The sequence below is a fragment of the Pseudomonas batumici genome (genome assembly GCF_036585405.1).
GTDB classification, from domain to species: Bacteria; Pseudomonadota; Gammaproteobacteria; order Pseudomonadales; family Pseudomonadaceae; genus Aquipseudomonas; species Aquipseudomonas batumici.
This window is the reverse complement of sequence record NZ_CP144470.1, coordinates 1,750,954-1,768,746: the sequence shown is the minus strand read 5'-3', so window position 1 is coordinate 1,768,746 and position 17,793 is coordinate 1,750,954. Positions and strand designations below refer to the sequence as shown.

13 protein-coding genes, 4 tRNA genes and 1 pseudogene are annotated in these 17,793 nt (G+C 63.3%); 13 read left to right on the top strand and 5 right to left on the bottom strand.

Annotated features, from left to right (window positions below; genetic code table 11):
• Positions 1–19 precede the first annotated feature (19 nt).
• Positions 20–1,443 (bottom strand): annotated as a pseudogene (locus tag NUH87_RS07805) (aldehyde dehydrogenase family protein).
• Between the two features lie 103 nt (positions 1,444–1,546).
• On the opposite strand from NUH87_RS07805, the gene NUH87_RS07800 reads away from it, so the two are divergent.
• Positions 1,547–2,446 carry a LysR family transcriptional regulator gene (locus NUH87_RS07800; RefSeq protein WP_338525490.1) on the top strand — a complete coding sequence of 300 codons (900 nt, stop codon included), beginning with the start codon at positions 1,547–1,549 and terminating at the stop codon, positions 2,444–2,446.
• 31 nt (positions 2,447–2,477) lie between these two features.
• Here the strand turns inward: NUH87_RS07800 and NUH87_RS07795 are convergent, their stop codons facing one another.
• Together NUH87_RS07795 and NUH87_RS07790 are read right to left on the bottom strand one after the other, a co-directional pair.
• Complete coding sequence (locus NUH87_RS07795) at positions 2,478–3,968, bottom strand: MDR family MFS transporter (RefSeq protein WP_338526755.1); 1,491 nt, start codon at positions 3,966–3,968, stop codon at positions 2,478–2,480.
• Positions 3,969–4,017: 49 nt separating this feature from the next.
• Positions 4,018–5,064, bottom strand: a complete 1,047-nt coding sequence (locus NUH87_RS07790) for an HlyD family secretion protein (RefSeq protein ID WP_338525489.1) — start codon at positions 5,062–5,064, stop codon at positions 4,018–4,020.
• A 242-nt stretch (positions 5,065–5,306) separates the two neighbouring features.
• Here NUH87_RS07790 and gltX point away from each other — a divergent pair, with 242 nt between their 5' ends.
• From gltX to NUH87_RS07745, 9 genes are all read left to right on the top strand, one after another.
• Positions 5,307–6,788, top strand: coding sequence for a glutamate--tRNA ligase (gene gltX, locus NUH87_RS07785; protein ID WP_338525488.1), 1,482 nt, complete (start codon positions 5,307–5,309; stop codon positions 6,786–6,788).
• 250 nt (positions 6,789–7,038) lie between these two features.
• Positions 7,039–7,114 (top strand) — tRNA-Ala (locus tag NUH87_RS07780).
• A 79-nt stretch (positions 7,115–7,193) separates the two neighbouring features.
• A tRNA-Glu gene (locus NUH87_RS07775) sits at positions 7,194–7,269 on the top strand.
• Positions 7,270–7,326: 57 nt separating this feature from the next.
• Positions 7,327–7,402, top strand: a tRNA-Ala gene (locus tag NUH87_RS07770).
• 76 nt (positions 7,403–7,478) lie between these two features.
• A tRNA-Glu gene (locus tag NUH87_RS07765) sits at positions 7,479–7,554 on the top strand.
• A gap of 220 nt (positions 7,555–7,774) precedes the next feature.
• A complete protein-coding gene (locus NUH87_RS07760) occupies positions 7,775–8,314 on the top strand; it encodes a TetR/AcrR family transcriptional regulator (RefSeq protein ID WP_338525487.1) in 540 nt (179 codons plus the stop codon).
• 50 nt (positions 8,315–8,364) lie between these two features.
• Positions 8,365–8,799, top strand: coding sequence for an acyl-CoA thioesterase (locus NUH87_RS07755; protein ID WP_040063349.1), 435 nt, complete (start codon positions 8,365–8,367; stop codon positions 8,797–8,799).
• Positions 8,800–8,892: 93 nt separating this feature from the next.
• Positions 8,893–9,852, top strand: a complete 960-nt coding sequence (locus tag NUH87_RS07750) for a tRNA dihydrouridine synthase (RefSeq protein ID WP_040063350.1) — start codon at positions 8,893–8,895, stop codon at positions 9,850–9,852.
• 111 nt (positions 9,853–9,963) lie between these two features.
• Positions 9,964–10,413 (top strand): Hsp20 family protein, encoded by a 450-nt coding sequence (locus NUH87_RS07745; protein WP_338525486.1) that lies wholly within the window; start codon positions 9,964–9,966, stop codon positions 10,411–10,413.
• 74 nt (positions 10,414–10,487) lie between these two features.
• Here NUH87_RS07745 and NUH87_RS07740 read toward each other — a convergent pair whose 3' ends face one another.
• On the bottom strand, positions 10,488–13,763 hold the full coding sequence (locus NUH87_RS07740; protein WP_338525485.1) for an EAL domain-containing protein: 3,276 nt from the start codon (positions 13,761–13,763) through the stop codon (positions 10,488–10,490).
• Between the two features lie 69 nt (positions 13,764–13,832).
• Positions 13,833–14,723 (bottom strand): LysR family transcriptional regulator, encoded by an 891-nt coding sequence (locus NUH87_RS07735; protein ID WP_040063353.1) that lies wholly within the window; start codon positions 14,721–14,723, stop codon positions 13,833–13,835.
• 153 nt (positions 14,724–14,876) lie between these two features.
• On the opposite strand from NUH87_RS07735, the gene leuC reads away from it, so the two are divergent.
• The 3 genes from leuC to NUH87_RS07720 are packed head-to-tail and all read left to right on the top strand — an operon-like array spanning position 14,877 to position 17,743.
• Positions 14,877–16,295, top strand: coding sequence for a 3-isopropylmalate dehydratase large subunit (leuC, locus tag NUH87_RS07730; protein ID WP_338525484.1), 1,419 nt, complete (start codon positions 14,877–14,879; stop codon positions 16,293–16,295).
• Between the two features lie 10 nt (positions 16,296–16,305).
• Positions 16,306–16,950 (top strand): 3-isopropylmalate dehydratase small subunit, encoded by a 645-nt coding sequence (leuD, locus tag NUH87_RS07725; protein ID WP_338525483.1) that lies wholly within the window; start codon positions 16,306–16,308, stop codon positions 16,948–16,950.
• 28 nt (positions 16,951–16,978) lie between these two features.
• Entirely contained in the window at positions 16,979–17,743 is a 765-nt protein-coding gene (locus tag NUH87_RS07720) for a class I SAM-dependent methyltransferase (RefSeq protein WP_338525482.1), read from the top strand.
• The last annotated feature ends 50 nt before the right edge of the window (positions 17,744–17,793 follow it).

The following is a 17,793-nucleotide window of genomic DNA, read 5'->3' as shown; positions in this document are numbered from 1 at the left end:
GCAGGTCCTGGCGGGCCGGTTATCGGGCGCTGCCCAGGATCGATTTCGGCTCCAGGAACGCCTCCAGCCCGAAGGTCCCGTATTCCCGGCCGATGCCCGACTGCTTGAAACCGCCGAAGGGCGCCGCCGGCTCGTGGGCCAGGGTGTTGATCAGCACGCGGCCGGCCTCGAGGCGGTCGGCGACCTGGCGGGCCCGTTCGGTATCGGCGGACAGCACATAGGCCTGCAGGCCGTAGGGCGTGTCATTGGCGATGCGGATCGCTTCTTCCTGGTCACGGTAGGTGATGATCGACAGCACCGGCCCGAATATTTCCTCGCGGGCGATGGTCATGTCGTTGCTCACGCCACTGAATACCGTCGGCCGCACGAACCAGCCCTTGTCCACGCCCTGGGGCAGGCCTTCGCCGCCGACCAGCAGGCGCGCGCCGTCGTCGATACCGATGCGGATGTAGCGTTGCACCCGCTGCCATTGTTTTTCACTGACCATCGGCCCGATGCTGGTCCGGGGATCGTGGGGATCGCCGGCCTTGACGGCGTCGATGGCCTGGAGCACGGCGGCCTCGACCTCGGCCAGGCGTCCTTCCGGCACCAGTATCCGGGTGCCGGCGATGCATGCCTGGCCGCTGTTCATGAAGCCGGCTTGCAAGGCCAGGGGGATGGCCTGGCTCAGGTCGGCATCGTCGAGGATCAGCACCGGCGATTTACCGCCCAGCTCCAGGGTGACGCGCTTGAGTGTCTCGGCGGCGCTGCGCAGGATGCTCTTGCCCACCGGGGTGGAGCCGGTGAAGGAGATTTTCGCGATATCCGGATGGCTGCTGATAGTGGCGCCGACGGTTTCACCGCGACCGGTGACGATATTGAACAGCCCCGGCGGCAGGTCGGCTTCATGCAGGGCCTCGGTGACGATACGGGTCTGGATCGCGCTCATTTCACTGGGCTTGATCACGGCGGTGCAACCGGCGGCCAGGGCGGCGGCCAGCTTGCCGCAGATAAAGCCGGCGTCGTTGTTCCAGGGGTGATCAGGCCGGCCACGCCGAGGGGCTGCATGATCACCTCGGCGGTTCCGGCACGGCGGGTGAAATCGTAGTGTTCGAGGACCTTCGCCGCGTCCAGCAACACGCTGGCGGCATGCTGGGCCATCCAGCGCGAGCGGGAGGCGGGGGCGCCATATTCCTCGATCAGGGCGTCGTTGAGCTGGTCTTCCCGAGCGGCAATGGCCGCGTGCATGCGCCGCAACATGGCCAGGCGTTCGGCCTTGGTGGTGCGGGAGAACGCCGGGAACGCGGCCTTGGCGGCGGCAATCGCGTCGCGGGCATCCTGTTCGTCCGCCAGGCGCACCTGGCCGATGACCTGGCCGGTCGCCGGGTTGAACAGGTCGAACAGTTCCTGGCCGTGGGGGCTGACAAAGGCGCCATTGATATAGATCTGGTCGATGCGTTGCATGGTTGCTCCGAGGCGTGTGTCTGTGGTGCCAGTCAGGATAAGCGGCTAGGATTGACCTGATAAGCCGGATAAAACGGCATGGGTTAGTGAGTGATCCGGGATAATGCGTACATCAGGCCTGACAGAGTTGGAAGCGGTGCTGGCCGTGGCCCGGCATCGCAGTTTTCGTGCGGCGGCCACCGAACTGGATGTCTCGACCTCGGCGCTGAGCCATGCGGTGTCGGCACTGGAGGCGCGCATCGGTGCCCGCCTGTTCAATCGCACCACCCGCAGCGTGGCGCTGTCCGAGGCCGGGGCGCAGTTTGTCGAGAGCATCGCGCCGGCGCTGTCGAGCATTCGCGAGGCGATGGAACAGGCGGGTAACTACGGCGATGTGCCGACGGGCACCTTGCGTATCAATAGCGCCGTGGGCGCGGTGAAGCAGGCGATGCCGTTGTTCCTGGAATACATGCGGCGTTATCCGGACATGAAGGTGGATATCGTCACCGAGGGCAAGTTGATCGATATCGTCCTCGAGGGTTTCGATGCCGGGATTCGCCTGACCGAAAGCGTGCCCCAGGACATGATCGCCATTCCCCTGGGCTTGCCGTTGCGGCTGCTGGTGCTGGGCAGCCCGGAGTATTTTTCCCGACATCCGGTGCCGCAGACGCCCATGGACCTGCTGAACCACCGCTGCATCCGCCTGCGTCTGCCCAGCGGGCGGATCTATCACTGGGAATTCGAGCGCCATGGCGAGTCCTACGAGATCGATGTGCAGGGCGTGCTGACCCTGGACGAGTCGACGCTGGTGCTGGATGCGGCGCGGGCCGGGCTGGGGCTGGCGTACGGCTCGCAGTGGAATGCCGCCGCCGATCTGGCGGCGGGCACCCTGGTGCCGGTGCTGGAGGAGTGGACGCCGCCTTACGGCGGTCTGTCGCTGTATTACCCGGGGCGCCGACATGTGCCGGCGGGGTTGCGGGCGTTGATCGAGTTGATTCGCGAGCGCAGCGGGCAGGGGCTTTAGAGCGGCGTTGCCCACGAAGAGGCCATCAGGATCAATGCGCCTCCCCGGCCTTGATCCCCGCCGGCAGCGCCTTGGTCAACAGCACCGACAACATGCTGATCCCCAGCGCGATCCCGACAAGATGGAAGGCGTCGTTATAGGCCATGATCGACGCCTGCTGATGGGTGATCTCGCTCAGCTTGCCCAGCGCCGCGCCGTCGCTGCCCAGTTTGTCCGCGAGTAGCGCCAGGCGCTCGGCCACCTGCGGATTGCCGGGCACCACCGCCTCGCGCAAATAGTCGAAATACACCTTGGTCCGCGCATCCAGCAGGGTGGCGAGCAGGGCGATGCCGATGGCCCCGCCCAGGTTGCGCAGGATGTTGAACAGGCTCGACGCCGACCCCGCGTCCTGGGGCTGGATATAGGCGGTGGCGATCAGCGAGATGGTCACCATGATCAGCGGCTGGCCCAGAGCGCGGATGATCTGGATCTGGTTGAACTGCTGGCCGGCGAAATCCGGGTTGAGCACCCCGGAGGAAAAACTCGCCAGGCCGAACAGGCCGAATCCCAGGGTGCAGAGCATCTTCGGCGAGACGAACTTCATCAGCTTGGGCACCAGCGGAATCAGGAACAGCTGCGGTACCCCCATCCACATGATCACTTCGCCGATCTGCAGGGCGTTGTAGTTCTGGATCTGCGCCAGGTACAGCGGCAGCAGGTAGATCGAGCCATACAGGCCCACGCCCATGCCCAGGCTGGCGATGCTGGAAAGGCCGAAGTTGCGATTCTGCAGGATGCGCAGGTTGATCAACGGGTGGGGCTTGGACAGTTGCAGGATCACGAAGGTGATCAGGCTCAGCAGGGCGATGCTGCCCAGCGTCACGATCAGGCTCGACTCCAGCCAGTCCTTGCGATGGCCTTCCTCGAGGAACACTTGCAGGCAACCCAGGCCGATGCCGAGGCTGACGATCCCGGCGTAGTCGGTGCTCTTGAGCAGTTCCCAGTGGGCCTCTTTCTTTTCCAGGCCGTAGAGCAGGCCGCCGATCATGACCAGGCCGGGCGGGATGTTGATGTAGAAAATGTACTGCCAGCCCCAGTTCTCCGTGAGCCAGCCACCGATGGTCGGGCCGATGGACGGGGCGAAGGTGGCGGTCATGGCGAACATGGCCATGCCCTTGGCGCGGTGGTGCTCCGGCAGCTTGATCAGGGTCAGGGTGAACGCCAGGGGGATCAGCGCACCGCCGGTGAAGCCCTGCATCGCGCGGAACACGATCATGCTTTCCAGGCTCCAGGCCATGGAACAGAGCAGCGACGAAGCGAGGAAACCCAGCGAAACCCAGACCGCCAACCGCCGCGCCGAGAGCAATTGCACCAGCCAGGCGGTGAGGGGAATCATGATGATTTCCGCCACCAGGTAGGAGGTGGAAATCCACGAGCCTTCTTCCAGGGTCGCCGACAGGGCGCCCTGGATGTCCTTGAGCGAGGAGTTGGTGATCTGGATATCGAGCACCGCCATGAAGGCGCCGAGCATCACGCTCATCACCGCGATCCAGTCCCGGCGGGTCGGCTCGCCCACCGGTCGGATCAGCTGATCACCGGCCATGCTGGGCGTCGCGCAGATCGACCTTGACGGTGACCGACATGCCCGGGCGGATCTTGCCCTGCAACGGATTGTCGGCGGCAAAGGTCAGTTTGACCGGAATGCGTTGCACCACCTTGGTGAAGTTGCCGGTGGCGTTGTCCGGCGGCAGCAGGCTGAACTGCGCGCCGGAGGCGGCGAACAGGCTCTCGACCTTGCCCTGGATCGGCGTGTCCCCATAGGCATCGAAGGTCAGGGTCGCGCTCTGGCCCTGCTGCATATGGCCGATCTGGGTTTCCTTGAAGTTGGCCTGGACCCAGATGTCCTGGTCCGGGACGATGGACAGCAGGTAGGCGCCGGCCTGTACATACTGGCCGTTGCGCGCCGCACGCTGGCCGACCAGGCCGCTGATGGGCGCGTGGATCTCGCTGCGGGTCAGGTTCAGTTCGGCCTGGGCCAGGTCGGCGCGGGCATTGGCGATCTGCGCATCGAGGCGCTTGAGTTCGGCACTCAGGGCGCTGACCTGCTGGCGCTGGCCTTGCAGGTCGGCCTGGGCCTTGGCCACTTGCGAGCGGGCGATATGGTTGTCGGCGGAGAGCGTGGTGACTCGTTCTTCCGAGACGTAGCCGGGCTTGCGTAGCGCCTGCGCGCGGTTCAGGTCGAGCTGCGAACGGCCGAGGCTGGCCTGGCTGGAGGTCACCTGGGCGTCGGCGGCGGCGATCAGGCTGGCTTGCTGGGTCAACTTGCTCTGGGCTTGCAGGCGTTCGGCTTCGCGGCTGGCGAGGGCGGCATTGGCGCGGTCGACGGCGAGCTGGAAGTCGGCACCTTCGAGGCGGACCAGCAATTGACCCTTTTCCACGTGCTGGTTGTCCGCCACCAGCACCTCGTCGATACGTGCACCCAGTTGGCTGGAGACCCGGGTGATCTCGCCCTGGACATAGGCGTTATCGGTGCTTTCATAAAAGCGTCCCCAGAAGAACCACTGGGCAAAAAAGCCCAGGGCGACCAGCAGGACCAGGAACAGGAAAATGAACAGTCGACGCTTGAGTTGAGCAGGCATGGGCGGTAACACATCAATGTGTAAGTGAATTTTACGGTAGCCGAATCTGGCACAGCAGGATTAATGGGTAAATGCCGGTCGCGGAGAAAGCCCGGCTTTCGCGGCCCGGAGCCATTTTTAGACCGAAGCTTGGCTTATATGCCCTCTGCCGGACGCCCTGCGCTGGAGCCCGGACGGCCGTGCCTGTTACCATTCGCCCCTTGTTTTTATTCGACTGTTTTATCTCGACAATGAGACCGCCCATGACCACCGTTCGCACGCGCATCGCGCCATCGCCCACCGGCGATCCCCACGTCGGCACCGCCTACATCGCCCTGTTCAACTACTGCTTCGCCAAGCAGCATGGCGGTGAGTTCATCCTGCGCATCGAAGACACCGATCAGTTGCGTTCGACCCGCGAATCCGAACAGCAGATTTTCGATGCTCTGAACTGGCTGGGTATCACCTGGGCCGAAGGCCCGGATGTCGGCGGTCCCCACGGTCCGTACCGGCAGAGCGAACGCAGCGAGATCTACAAGCAGTACACCCAGCAACTGGTGGACATGGGCCACGCCTTCCCGTGCTTCTGCACGGCCGAAGAGCTGGACCAGATGCGTGCCGAGCAGATGGCCCGCGGCGAGACCCCGCGCTATGACGGTCGCGCGCTGCTGCTGTCGAAGGAAGAGGTGGCCCGCCGCCTGGCGGCCGGCGAACCCCATGTGATCCGCATGAAGGTGCCGAGCGAAGGCGTCTGCGTGGTGCCGGACATGCTGCGTGGCGATGTCGAGATCCCGTGGGACCGCATGGACATGCAGGTGTTGATGAAGACCGATGGCCTGCCGACCTACTTCCTGGCCAACGTGGTCGACGACCACCTGATGGGCATCACCCACGTGCTGCGTGGCGAAGAATGGCTGCCGTCGGCACCTAAGCTGATCCTGCTCTACGAATACTTCGGCTGGGAAAAGCCGCAGCTGTGCTACATGCCGCTGCTGCGCAACCCGGACAAGAGCAAGCTGTCCAAGCGCAAGAACCCGACCTCGGTGACCTTCTACGAGCGCATGGGCTTCATGCCCGAGGCGATGCTCAACTACCTGGGGCGCATGGGCTGGTCCATGCCCGACGAGCGCGAGAAGTTCTCCCTGGAGGAAATGGTCGAGCACTTCGACCTGTCCCGCATCTCGCTGGGCGGGCCGATCTTCGACATCGAGAAGCTGTCCTGGCTCAACGGCCAGTGGCTGCGCGACCTGCCGCTGGAAGAGTTCGCCGCGCGGCTGCAGAAGTGGGCGTTCAATCCCGAGTACCTGATGAAGATCGCGCCGCTGGTCCAGGGGCGTGTGGAGACCTTCAGCCAGGTCGCGCCGCTGGCGAACTTCTTCTTTGCCGGTGGCTTGCCGCTGGATGCCAAGCTGTTCGAGCACAAGAAGCTCTCGGCCGATGACGTGCGCAAGCTGATGCAGTTGCTCCTGTGGAAGCTGGAAAGCCTGCGCCAGTGGGAAAAGGACAGCATCACCGCGACCATCCAGGCGGTGGTCGACTCCTTGGAGTTGAAGCTGCGCGATGCCATGCCGCTGATGTTCGCCGCGATTACCGGGCAGGCCAGTTCGGTGTCGGTGCTCGACGCCATGGAAATCCTCGGGCCGGACCTCACGCGTTTCCGTCTGCGCCAGGCCCTGGATTTGCTCGGTGGCGTGTCGAAGAAAGAAAACAAGGAATGGGAAAAGCTGCTGGGCACTATTGCCTGAGGCTTTCCTGTTTCCGTGGGCATGTGTGGGAGCGGTGCTTGCCGGGACACCGTCCGAGCCAGGTTCCGCTCCCACAGGATCGCGCGTTCTTTGGATCTGCTGTTTGTGCAAGGATGGGGTTTCACCCCCGGTTTTACCGGGGCAGGGCGGTAAGTGGTTGTTATGCCGACAAAAAATTTTCAAAATTTTTGAAAATAAGTTTGACAGCCTCCCGATACGCCCTTAAGATTCGCCCCGTCCTCACCGATGAGGGGCTATAGCTCAGCTGGGAGAGCGCTTGCATGGCATGCAAGAGGTCGACGGTTCGATCCCGTCTAGCTCCACCAATTTACACTTCAAGGTCTGGCCACACCGGCCTTGAAGCGATCAACACTCAGCGTTGATCATGTTGTTAGAAGGGTTTGCGTCCCCTTCGTCTAGTGGCCTAGGACACCGCCCTTTCACGGCGGTAACAGGGGTTCGAGTCCCCTAGGGGACGCCAGTTTTACAGAAGCGATGTTGCAGGTTGATGTCGCTCCGCCTCCGAGGCGAAAAATCCGGGGCTATAGCTCAGCTGGGAGAGCGCTTGCATGGCATGCAAGAGGTCGACGGTTCGATCCCGTCTAGCTCCACCAATTTACACTTCAAGGCCTGGCCACACCGGCCTTGAAGCGATCGGTACTCAGCACCGATCATGTTAGAAGGGTTTGCGTCCCCTTCGTCTAGTGGCCTAGGACACCGCCCTTTCACGGCGGTAACAGGGGTTCGAGTCCCCTAGGGGACGCCACGATTGCCCGCTCTGCGGGATTTTATAAGGGTCATTCAATTATTGAATGACCCTTTTGTTTGTCTGGCGTTTGGCCCTTGGCCCCTGTCATCCATTCTTCGATACCCATTCTTCGAGCTGCATGCTTTGATACCCAGGGCTCGGACCAGCGGTCAAAATAAAACCTTGCGGAAAAATATTATGCGAATAATATTTTCTGTATAGATGTCTGGAGGTGGCAATGAACGACAAGAAAGCGCAAACCCGTGAGCGCATCCTGCAGGCGGCCAGTAACGCCCTGATCCAGCGCGGCCCGGTCGAGCCGAGCGTGAGTGAGGTGATGGGGGCCGCCGGGCTGACCGTGGGCGGTTTCTACGCGCACTTCGAGAGCAAGGACGCGCTGATGCTGGAGGCGTTCAAGCAGTTGCTCGCCTTGCGTCGGTCCAAGATGGGCGAGGTCGACAGCGAGTTGCCGGGGGAGGAGCGGCGCGCCTTGTTCGCCGCGTTCTATCTGTCGCGCAAGCACCGTGACGCGGTCCAGCAGGCCTGTCCTATCCCGTCCATCGTCGGGGAGATGTGCAACCTGCCGGAGCCTTTCCGCCAAGCCCTGAACGAGCATGTGGAACTGATGGTTGCGCAGATGGTGGCCAGCCCCGAGGACACCGATAAAGCCCTGGCCGATATCGCCCTGATGGTCGGCGGACTGGCCGTGGCCCGGGCGCTGGGCCCTGGCGAGTTGTCCGATCGGCTCTTGCGTGCCGCCAAAACGGCGGTGATCTGAGGGATGTTCCGTTACACTGCCCCGGTCTTTGATTTGACCGGGAGCGGTACATGAGCTGGGATCTGGCGACACCCTTCATCCTCGATCTGCAGGTGGCCGACGAGGACATCGATGGCCTCGGGCACGCCAACAATGCGGTGTATGTCACCTGGCTCGAGCGTTGCGCTTGGCGCCACTCGCAGCGCCTGGGCCTGGACCTCACCGAATATCGGCGCCTGGATCGGGCCATGGCGGTGGTCCGCCACGAGATCGACTACCTGGCCGCCGCCTACGAAGGTGACGAGCTGCAGTTGGCGACCTGGATCGTCGACTGGGACCAGCGCCTGAAAATGACCCGGCGCTTCCAGCTGATCCGCCCCAGCGACAACCTGACCCTGTTGCGCGCGCAAACCACCTTTGTCTGTATCGAGCTGTCCAGCGGCAAGCCCAAGCGCATGCCGGAGGAATTCCTCGACGGTTACGGGCCTGCCGTGCAGTCGGTCTGAGGGCGTACCGGTTTTGCCCGGAACCCCGTAAACTGCCGCACTTTTTCAATGGTCGCGGTTTTTTGCCGACCGTTTTTTTCGATGAGAGTACCCATGCAAATTGCCCTGGCACCCATGGAGGGGTTGGTCGACAACATCCTGCGTGATGTGCTGACCCGCGTCGGCGGTATCGACTGGTGTGTCACCGAGTTCATCCGGATCAATGACTCCCTGCTGACGCCTGCCTACTACCACAAGTTCGCCCCTGAGCTGCTGACCGACGCCCGCACGGCGGCCGGTGTGCCGCTGCGGGTGCAACTGCTGGGTTCCGATCCGGTGTGCCTGGCGGAAAACGCGGCGCTGGCCTGCGAGTTGGGCTCGCAGGTCATCGACCTGAATTTCGGTTGCCCGGCCAAGACCGTGAACAAGTCCCGGGGCGGGGCGGTGTTGCTCAAGGAGCCGGAGTTGCTCAACGCCATTGTCGAGCAGGTGCGGCGCGCGGTGCCGGCGCATATCCCGGTGACGGCCAAGATGCGCCTGGGCTTCGACAGCCCGGACGGTGCGCTGGTCTGTGGCACGGCCTTGGCCGAAGGCGGCGCGTCACAGATCGTCGTGCACGCCCGGACCAAGGTCGACGGCTACAAGCCGCCGGCCCATTGGGAGTGGGTGGCGCGGGTGCAGGACGTGGTCAAGGTGCCGGTGTTCGCCAATGGCGATATCTGGTCCGTGGAGGACTGGCGGCGCTGTCGCGAGGTCAGCGGCGCCGAGGACATCATGCTCGGTCGCGGCCTGGTGTCGCGCCCGGACCTGGCCCGGCAGATCGCGGCGGCGCGGGCGGGCGAGGCCGTGGTGGAAATGACCTGGGCCGAGCTGCAACCGTTGATCCGCGACTTCTGGGCGCAAGCGGTGGCGCAGCTCACACCACGCCAGGCCCCTGGCCGTTTGAAGCAGTGGCTGGCGATGTTGACGCGCAATTATCCCGAAGCGGTGGAGCTGTTCTCCATCATGCGCCGCGAGACCGATTGCGAGGCGGTCGGTCGCCTGCTGAATGCACCGCTGCCAGAAGCCGCCTGAAAAATTTCACGGCAATCTCTTGAAATGCGTGGGTGAGTTCCTATCTAGGGAATACGCGATGCCGAATTCGGGTCGCGAATCAAACTACTCGCTGAATTTCAGGAGATTGACATGACTAACGCATTTTCGCTGGCTCCGCTGTTCCGTTCCTCCGTCGGCTTCGATCGTTTCAACGATCTGTTCGAAACCGCACTGCGCAATGAGCCGGGCAGCAGCTATCCCCCCTACAACGTTGAAAAGCATGGCGACGACCAGTACCGCATCGTCGTGGCCGCAGCCGGTTTCCAGGAAGAAGACCTGGAACTGCAGGTCGAGAAGGGCGTATTGACCGTCAGTGGCGGCAAACGTGAACCCAAGACCGAAAACGTCAGCTACCTGCACCAGGGCATTGCCCAGCGGGCCTTCAAGCTGTCCTTCCGCCTGGCTGACCATATCGAGGTCAAGGCCGCGGGCCTGAGCAACGGCCTGTTGAATATCGACCTGCTGCGGGTCGTTCCGGAAGAAGCGAAAGCCAAGCGCATCCCGATCAATGGGGCGCAGAAACCGGCCTTGTCGCACTAAGCGCAAGCCCGCCAGAAAGAACCCCGCCTCGGCGGGGTTTTTCGTTTTCGCAATGGCAAGGTTTGTGTGGCGGTTCAGATCAGGAGTTTTTTGAACTCGTCCAAAGGCAATGGCCGGCTGTGCAGGTAACCCTGGTACAGATGGCAACCCAACCCCTCCAGGAACACCAGTTGTTCCGGCAACTCCACCCCTTCGGCAATCACCGTCAACCCCAGGCTGCGGGCCATGGCGACGATGGCGCGGATGATTTCCGCGTCGTTGGGGTCGTGGGTCGCGTCGCGCACGAACGACTGGTCGATCTTCAAGGCATCCACCGGCAGTCGCTTGAGGTAGGTCAACGACGAATAGCCGGTGCCGAAATCGTCCATGGCGAAACTGACGCCGAGCTTGTTCAGACGCCGCATCTTGCTGATGGTGTCCTCCAGGTTCTGGATCACGATGCCTTCGGTGATTTCCAGTTTCAGCATCGAGGACGGGACGTTGTAGCGGGCCAGCGTGTGCTCCACCCGTTCGACGAAATCGGCCTGGCGGAACTGTCGGGGGCTGATGTTCACGCAGAGGCTGAAGGTGTGGTTGATCAGGCCGTCGCCCAGCAGTATGCCGAAGGCCTCGCAGGCATGGTCGAGAATCCAGGTGCCGACCTCCAGAATCAGCCCGCTGTCCTCCAGGACCTTGATGAATTCGGTCGGCGACTGCGCGCCGAGCTCCGGGTGGTGCCAGCGCACCAGGGCTTCGGCGCCGATGATGCTGTTGTCCCGGGCGTCCACCTGGGGCTGGAAATGCACGCTGAACTCGCCCCGGGAAAGGGCCTGGCGCAGGTCGTTTTCCATGCGCAGGCGTTCGCTGGCGGCCTTCTGCATGGTGCTGTGGAACAACTGGGTGATATTGCGCCCGGAATCCTTGGCCCGATACAGCGCGATATCGGCGCGCTTGAGCAGGTCGGCGGGGGTCGTGCCGTGGTCGGGAATCAGCGCCACGCCGATGCTTGGGGTCACTTGCAGGCGCTGGCCGTCGAGGAACATGGGTTCGGCCAGCAGCTCGCGAATGGTGTCCGCCAGTTCGCGGACCTTGTTCGTGACCTCGTTGCGTGAACCGCTCAGGCCGCTGAGCAGCACCACGAACTCGTCGCCGCCCAGGCGCGCCACGGTGTCCTCGGCACGCACGCTGGCTTCCAGGCGGGCGGTCACCACCTTGAGCACGGTGTCGCCCACCGGATGGCCGAGGGAGTCGTTGATGTGCTTGAAGTGGTCCAGGTCGAGGAACAGCAAGGCACCGCGCAGGTTGTGGCGCTTGAGCAGGGCGATCTGCTGGCTCAGGCGGTCCATCAGCAGGGCGCGATTGGGCAGGTTGGTCAGCGGGTCGTGATAGGCCAGGTGGCGGATCTGCGCCTGGGCGTTCTTCAGCTGGCTGATGTCCCGGGCGGTGAGCAGCAGGCACGCGGTCTCATTGAGGATGATGGGCTCCACCGAGACTTCGACGGTGAGCACATCGCCGCGTTTGTTGCGCCCGAGCATGTCGCGGTGCGGGACATGGCCTTTTTCCTTCAACTCCGCCAGCAGCGCAGTGCGCTGCTTGTGGTCGGCCCAGACGCCGATTTCATACACCGTGCGCCCGATGACTTCACCGCTGGTGTAGCCGGTCAACCGGCAGAAGCCGTCGTTGACCTCCAGGTAGCGCCCGCTGTCGCGCTCGGTGATGGTGATGGCGTCGGGGCTGGAGTGGAACGCCTTGGCGAATTTTTCCTCGCTGGCCTTGAGCGCCGCCTCGGAGCGCTGTTGCTGGGTGATGTCGCGCAGGGTGGTGACGATGCAGGGCTGGTCCTCGACCACGATCTGCCGGCTGGCGATCACGCAGGTCAAGGCATGGCCGCGCTTGTGATGAACGATGACCGCCACGTTGTTCAGGGCCTGGTCGCGGATGACCTGTTGAATACGCTGCAGGCGCTTGGCCGAGTCGTCCCACAGGCCGATCTGCTCGGCGCTGCGGTTGCGCACTTCGTCGATGCTCCAGCCGAACACCTGGGTGAAGGCCGGGTTGATTTCGATGAACTGTCCGGTTTCGTGGCGCGTCACGCAGATGGGGTCGGGACTGGCCTGGAACAGACTGGCGAATTTCTCTTCCGAAGCGATCAGGCGCTGTTCGCGCTCCACTTGTTCGGTGATATCCAGCAGGGTGCCGGCCATGCGCAACGGGTTGCCCTGTTCGTCGCGGTAGAGGCGGGCGCGGCTTTCCAGGTAGCGCGAAACACCGTTTTCCAGCTGGACCCGATAGGTCAGTTGATAGTTGCCTTCCGGGCCTTCGCGCAGGCTGCGGTAGGCATGGCGCATGGTTTCGCGCTCGCTGGCGGGCACGCCGTCGAAAAAGGCGTCGAAGGACTCATGGAACGGCTGCGGCTCCAGGCCGTGCAGTTGCGCGGCCCGCGCCGAGCCGTAGAGCATGCCGCTGGGGATATGCCAGTCCCAGGTGCCCAGTTGCGCCGAGTCCAGGGCCAGGTCAAGGCGTTCCTGGCTGTCCTTGAGGGCGAGCTCGGCATTTTTGCGTTCGGTGGTGTCGAGAAAGGTGCTCAGCAGATAGGCCTGGCCTTCCAGTTCGACCCGCTGGGCACTGAGGATACCCACGCGGATCTGTCCGTTGCTGGCCCGCAGGCGGACCTCCTGGGTGACCGACTCGCCCTTGGGCCCCAGCGTGTCGATCAGCCGCCGGCGTTCCTCAGGATCGACCCAGAGGCCCAGTTCCAGGGTGGTGCGTCCGATGACCTGAAGGACCGGCCAGCCGAACAGGTTTTCGAAGTACTGGTTGGCCTCGCTGATCAGGCCGTCCTCCTCGCGGGTCAACAGCACCATGTTGGGGGAGAGGTGAAACAGGGTGGCGAAGCGTTTTTCCGAACTGCTGAGGGCATGTTCGCGCTGGCGCTGGTGGGTGATCTCGCGGATGACCCCGATCATCCGGGGCTTGCCATGCTTGTCCGGCAACAGGCTGCCATTGATTTCCAGCCAGTGCAGGCTGCCATCGGGCCAGCGGATGCGGTGGTGCATGGCCTGCTCGATGGGCTCGCCTTGCAGCACTGAGTGAAAGGCCCGCAAGGTCCGTGCGCGGTCCTCGATCGGCAGCAGGTCCAGGTAGTCGATGTCCTTGGGCAGTGGCTGGTGGGGATCGAAGCCGAACAATGCCTGGGTGCCACGGGACCAGCTGACCTGCCCGCTCTCGATTTCCCAGCACCAGGCCCCGAGGCGCGCGCCATTGAGGGCGGCCAGCAGTTGCGAGGCGCTTTCCCAGCTCTGTTCCGACACGTGGGGGTCGAGCGCGTTGATCCGCGGCAGGGGTGGAATACGGCGGGCGTGCTTGGGCATTTACAGCTGTCCTTGGGATGAAAGGGACGTTTTGCCGCAAAAAGCTGTTTGGAATAAAGCAGGCTTGGCTTATGCCGTCAATCTCTGCATATCGCTCTGTGCATCCAGTAAAGCCATGAAAGCCCGCGCAGCATTCGACAGTGTCCGTTCGGTATGCAGGATATAGCCTAGCTGGCGAGTCAGCTGTATGCCCGGTAAAGGAATGCGGGCCACCTGATCGTCGAGCATGGTGCGGGGCAGGACGCTCCAGGCCAGGCCGATGGAGACCATCATCTTGATGGTTTCCAGGTAGTTGGTGCTCATGGCGATGTTCGGCGTCAGGCCCTGGGCTTCGAACAGGCGCTGGACGATATGGTGGGTAAAGGTATTGCCACCGGGGAACACCGCCGGGTGATGGGCGATGTCCTTGAGGCTGACCGGGCCGTGGCTGACCAGCGGATGCTCGAGGGCGACGACGAAATCCAGCGGGTCGTCCCACACCGGCACGGCGCGCACCAGGCCGTGGGGCTCGGGTGCCAGGGTGATCACCGCCAGTTCGGCGCGCCCGTGGAGGATTTCCTCGTAGGCGACTTCCGAATCGAGGAACTGGATATCCAGCGCCACCTGCGGATAGCGCCGGGTAAAGGCGCGCAGCAGCGGTGGCAGGCGGTGCAGGCCGATGTGATGACTGGTGGCCAGGGTCAGGCGACCGCTGACTTCGCCGGTGAGGTTGGTCAGCGCCCGGCGGGTGTCATCCAGCACATTGAGAATCTGGTAGGCGCGCGGCAGCAGGGCCCGGCCGGCCTCGGTCAGGCTTATTTCGCGACCCAGGCGATCGAACAGGCGGACATTGAGTTGCTGCTCAAGGCCGGCGATGCGTTTGCTGATCGCCGGCTGCGTCAGGTGCAGGCGTTCCCCGGCGCCGGAAAAGCTGCCGGTCTCGGCGATGGCGATGAAGGCGTTGAGGTTGGCCAGGTCCATGTTTTGTATTCCGGATAGTTATCCAAAGCATAAAAAATATGAATTTGAGTTATTCACTCTAACCTCATAGCATCGACCTCACAAGCCAGAGGGTTATTGAGAACAATCATCAGTAAACCGCGGCATAGAAACAAGTTGATGAGGAAACGTCTGATGGCCGGCAAAACGCTTTACGACAAGCTCTGGGATTCTCATGAGGTGAAACGGCGCGACGATGGGTCGTCGCTGATCTATATCGACCGTCACATCATCCATGAAGTGACTTCGCCCCAGGCTTTCGAAGGCCTGCGCCTGGCCGGGCGCAAGCCTTGGCGTGTCGACTCGATCATCGCCACCCCGGACCACAACGTGCCGACCACCCCTGAGCGCAAGGGCGGGATCACGGCCATTGTCGACCAGGTGTCGCGTTTGCAGGTCCAGACCCTCGACGATTATTGCGATGAATATGGCATCACCGAATTCAAGATGAATGACGTGCGTCAAGGCATCGTGCACGTGATCGGCCCGGAGCAGGGCGCGACCTTGCCGGGCATGACCGTGGTCTGCGGTGACTCCCATACCTCGACCCACGGCGCCTTCGGTGCCCTGGCCCACGGTATCGGCACCTCCGAGGTCGAGCACGTGTTTGCCACCCAGTGCCTGGTGGCCAAGAAAATGAAAAACATGCTGGTGCGGGTCGAGGGCACCTTGCCGTTCGGCGTGACCGCCAAGGACATCGTCCTGGCCGTGATCGGCAAGATCGGCACCGCCGGCGGCAACGGCCATGCCATCGAGTTCGCCGGCAGCGCGATTCGCGACCTGTCCGTCGAAGGCCGCATGACCATCTGCAACATGTCCATCGAAGCCGGTGCCCGCGTGGGCCTGGTGGCGGCCGATGAAAAGACCGTGGCCTATGTCAAGGACCGTCCTTTCGCGCCGAAAGGCGCGGAGTGGGATCTGGCCGTCGAAGCCTGGAAAGACCTGGTGTCCGATGCCGATGCGGTGTTCGACACCGTGGTCGAGCTCGATGCCGCGCAGATCAAGCCGCAGGTCAGCTGGGGCACCTCGCCGGAAATGGTCCTAGCGGTTGACCAGAACGTGCCGGACCCGGCCCGCGAGCCGGATCTGGTCAAGCGCGGCTCCATCGAGCGGGCCTTGAAGTACATGGGCCTGACCGCCAACCAGGCGATCACCGACATCCAGCTGGACCGTGTCTTCATCGGTTCCTGCACCAACTCGCGGATCGAGGACCTGCGTGCGGCGGCGGCGATCGCCAAGGGCCGCAAGGTGGCCTCGACCATCAAGCAGGCCCTGGTCGTGCCGGGTTCGGGCCTGGTGAAAGCCCAGGCCGAAGCCGAAGGCCTGGACAAGATCTTCCTCGAGGCCGGTTTCGAATGGCGCGAGCCGGGCTGCTCGATGTGCCTGGCGATGAACCCGGACCGCCTGGAAAGCGGCGAGCACTGTGCCTCGACGTCCAACCGTAACTTCGAAGGGCGGCAGGGTGCCGGCGGTCGTACGCACCTGGTGAGCCCGGCCATGGCCGCCGCCGCCGCCGTGAGCGGTCGTTTTGTCGACGTTCGTGAATTGATCTGAGGAACGCAGCATGAAAGCCTTTACCCAGCACACCGGTCTTGTCGCGCCTCTGGATCGTGCCAACGTCGACACCGACCAGATCATTCCCAAGCAGTTCCTGAAGTCGATCAAGCGCACTGGCTTCGGCCCCAACCTGTTCGACGAGTGGCGCTACCTGGACGTGGGTTATGCCTACCAGGACAACTCCAAGCGTCCGTTGAACAAGGATTTCGTGTTGAACGCCGAGCGCTACCAGGGCGCCAGCGTATTGCTCGCCCGGGAGAACTTCGGTTGCGGTTCCAGTCGTGAGCATGCGCCGTGGGCCCTGGATGAATACGGCTTCCGCAGCATCATCGCGCCCAGCTACGCCGACATCTTCTTCAACAACAGCTTCAAGAACGGCCTGTTGCCGATCATCCTCAGCGACAGCGAAGTCGACGAGCTGTTCCAGCAGGTCGAGGCGACGCCGGGTTATCAGTTGACGGTCGATCTGCAAGCACAGACCGTGACCCGTCCGGACGGCAAGGTCTACCACTTCGAAGTCGATGCGTTCCGCAAGCATTGCCTGCTCAACGGCCTGGACGATATCGGCCTGACCCTGCAGGACGGCGACGCGATTGCGGCGTTCGAAGCCAAGCATCGGGCCAGCCAGCCCTGGTTGTTTCGCGACGTGTGACTGATCTGACTTATTGAAGGGAATACCCATGACCGGCAAGGCCCATACCGCAGTCGTTCAAAAGCAGTTCGGCGAACAAGCCAACGCCTACCTGAGCAGCACCGTGCACGCCCAGGGCGCCGAATTCGCCTTGCTCCAGGCCGAGCTGGCCGGGCATGCCGGCGCCCGGGTCCTGGACCTGGGCTGCGGTGCCGGCCACGTGAGCTTTCACGTGGCCCCGCTGGTCAGCAAGGTGGCGGCCTACGACCTCTCGCAGCAGATGCTCGACGTGGTCGCCGCCGCTGCGGCGGAGCGCGGCCTGAACAATATCGCCACGGTGTGCGGCGCGGCCGAGAACCTGCCGTTCGCCGACGCCGAGTTCGACTTCGTTTTCAGCCGCTACTCGGCGCATCATTGGAGCGATCTGGGCCAGGCATTGCGGGAAGTGCGGCGGGTACTCAAGCCCGGTGGCGTGGCGGCGTTCATCGACGTCATGTCCCCCGGCAGCCCGTTGCTCGACACCTACCTGCAAAGTGTCGAGGTGCTGCGCGACACCAGCCATGTCCGCGATTATTCGGCGGGCGAGTGGCTGCGCCAGGTCAGCGAGGCCGGACTGCATGTGCGCAGCACCCAGCGTCAGCGCCTGCGCCTGGAGTTCGGCTCCTGGGTCGAGCGCATGCGCACCCCGCAACCGTTGCGGGTGGCGATTCGCGACCTGCAGCAGGCGATGGGCGCGGAAGTGCGAGAATATTTCGAGATCGAGGCCGATGGTTCGTTCAGTACCGATGTACTGGTGCTGTGGGCCGAGCGATAGACTTTTTCCAGGCGCGGCCGTGACCACGGACGCGCCGACAGATGACATGA